The sequence below is a fragment of the Stenotrophomonas sp. 2YAF22 genome (assembly GCF_052114665.1).
Taxonomy (GTDB): domain Bacteria; phylum Pseudomonadota; class Gammaproteobacteria; order Xanthomonadales; family Xanthomonadaceae; genus Stenotrophomonas; species Stenotrophomonas indicatrix.
Map to the genome: position 1 here is coordinate 1 of NZ_JBFRFE010000879.1, position 1,258 is coordinate 1,258.

2 protein-coding genes are annotated in these 1,258 nt (G+C 66.6%); both read left to right on the forward strand.

The features are described 5' to 3' along the window. Positions 1–211: 211 nt before the first annotated feature. Positions 212–829 carry a LemA family protein gene (locus AB4Y84_RS21930; RefSeq protein ID WP_100463009.1) on the forward strand — a complete coding sequence of 206 codons (618 nt, stop codon included), beginning with the start codon at positions 212–214 and terminating at the stop codon, positions 827–829. Positions 830–832: 3 nt separating this feature from the next. Continuing rightward, on the forward strand, positions 833–1,258 hold a 426-nt coding region (locus AB4Y84_RS21935), incomplete at its 3' end, for a TPM domain-containing protein (RefSeq protein WP_442250968.1).

The window sequence follows — 1,258 nt, forward strand, 5'->3', positions numbered from 1 at the left end:
GGGTTGGCTGGGGGCGTGAGCCGCATGGATGCGGCGACCGAGCTTACATGGACGTACTTGCAGCGTCCCCCAGCCAACCCACCCTCCCGGCCCACCCGAGCTGGCTGGACCACACCGCGGAGGGGGCGGCGCCCGATGGCCGACACTCTCCACACGTCCGTTAACACCGACCATGGCATGCTCGGCGCTCAGTCCACCCGGAGCCTTGGCCATGCGCCTGCTGACCCGCCTCATTCCCCTGTTGCTGCTGGCCTCCCTGCTGTCCGGCTGCGGCTACAACGCCATCCAGCAGAAGGACGAAGCGGTCAAGGCCAGCTGGTCCGAAGTGCTCAACCAGTACAAGCGTCGCGCCGACCTGGTGCCCAACCTGGTGCAGACCGTGAAAGGTTTCGCCAGCCAGGAAGAACGCGTGCTGACCGAAGTCACCAACGCCCGTTCGCGCGTTGGCCAGATCAACGTCAACGCCGACGATGAAGCCTCGCTCAAGCAGTTCCAGCAGGCCCAGGGCGAACTGGGCAGTGCGCTGTCGCGCCTGCTGGTGGTTACCGAGAACTACCCGGTGCTGAAGTCCGACCAGAACTTCCGCGATCTGCAGGCGCAGCTGGAAGGTACCGAGAACCGCATCACCGTCGCCCGGGGCCGCTACATCCAGCAGGTGCAGGACTACAACACCTACATCCGCTCGTTCCCGCAGCTGATCACCGCGAAGATCTTCGGCTACCAGCCCAAACCGAACTTCACCGTGGAAAACGAGGCGCAGATCTCCAACGCGCCGGCGGTTGATTTCGGCAACGCGCCGCAGCAGCCCGCCCCGGCGCCGGGCCACTGACCGATGCGCTTGGCTGCCACACTGCTGGCCCTGCTGTTGTGGCTGCCGCTGGGCGTGCAGGCGCAGACGCTGGCGCCGATCCCGGCGCTGGATTCGCCGGTGGTCGATGCCACCGGCACCCTGGATGCCGCGCAGAAGCAGGCGCTGGTGCAGCAGGCGTTGGACCTGCAGCAACGCAAGGGCAGCCAGATGCAGGTGCTGGTGGTGCCGACCACGCAGCCGGAAGACATCGCCCAGTACACCACCCGCGTGTTCGACCAGTGGCAGATCGGCCGCAAGGGCGTGGATGACGGCGTGCTGCTGGTGGTGGCCAAGGACGATCGGCGGGTGCGCATCGAACCGGGCTATGGCCTGGAGGGCGCGATTCCCGATGCGATCGCCAACCGGGTGATCCAGGAGTACCTGGTGCCACGCTTCCGCGCCAATGAC